Source organism: Calderihabitans maritimus (assembly GCF_002207765.1).
Taxonomy (GTDB): domain Bacteria; phylum Bacillota; class KKC1; order Calderihabitantales; family Calderihabitantaceae; genus Calderihabitans; species Calderihabitans maritimus.
Genome location: NZ_BDGJ01000197.1, coordinates 89,148 through 89,917, shown reverse-complemented (window position 1 = coordinate 89,917; position 770 = coordinate 89,148). Strand labels below are relative to the sequence as shown.

Below are 770 nucleotides of genomic sequence, written 5' to 3'. Positions count from 1 at the left end.
TTTTTTTTTTGTCATTTTGCCGGTACCGGGCATAACATACTCTAGAGATTCCAAATAGGGTGAGAAACATGAAACCCATACGGCGAGTGTTGATCCTGGCTCCCCATACGGATGACGGGGAACTGGGCTGCGGCGGCACCATCGCGCGGCTGTGCGCCGAAGGCAGGGAAGTATATTACGTGGCCTTTTCGGCGGCGGAAGAATCTGTCCCGCGGGAGTTTTCCCGCGACGCCCTGCGGAAGGAAGTCTTGCTGGCCACGGGGACATTAGGGATCCTTCAAAACCGCGTTAAGGTATTGAAATATCCGGTCAGGCAGTTTGGTAAGTACCGGCAGGAGATACTGGAGGACATGGTCCGTCTGCGGAATTTCCTCCAGCCCGATCTGGTTTTCCTTCCCGCTTCCGGTGATACCCACCAGGACCACGCGGTGGTCAACGCTGAAGGAAGGAGGGCATTCCGCCATATTTCCCTCCTCGGTTACGAAGCACCGTGGAACCAGGCTGGCTTTCATCCCGGTTGCTTTGTTTCCCTCAAGAAGTCCCACCTGGAGCGCAAGATAGCCGCTCTCCGGCGCTATAAAACCCAGCAGCACCGTCCCTACTTTGCGGAAGATTTCGTCCGCTCCCTGGCCCGGATGCGGGGGGTTCAGGCAGGGGTGGAACTGGCGGAGGCCTTTGAAGTGCTCCGGTGGGTACTTTAGAAAGGCGGGTGCGCGGAGTGAAGGATATAACCGTGCTGGTCACCGCGGTGGGGGCACCCGGGGGCCCGG

At 58.3% G+C, this 770-nt stretch carries 1 protein-coding gene; it reads left to right on the top strand.

Annotated elements, in window-relative coordinates:
• Window positions 1-68: 68 nt before the first annotated feature.
• Entirely contained in the window at window positions 69-701 is a 633-nt protein-coding gene (locus KKC1_RS14290) for a PIG-L deacetylase family protein (protein WP_088555094.1), read from the top strand.
• Window positions 702-770: the final 69 nt, after the last annotated feature.

Bases quoted from the DNA above. Each gene is read 5' to 3' on its own strand.
- KKC1_RS14290 (WP_088555094.1), top strand. From the start codon at position 69: ATGAAACCCATACGGCGAGTGTTGATCCTGGCTCCCCATACGGATGAC.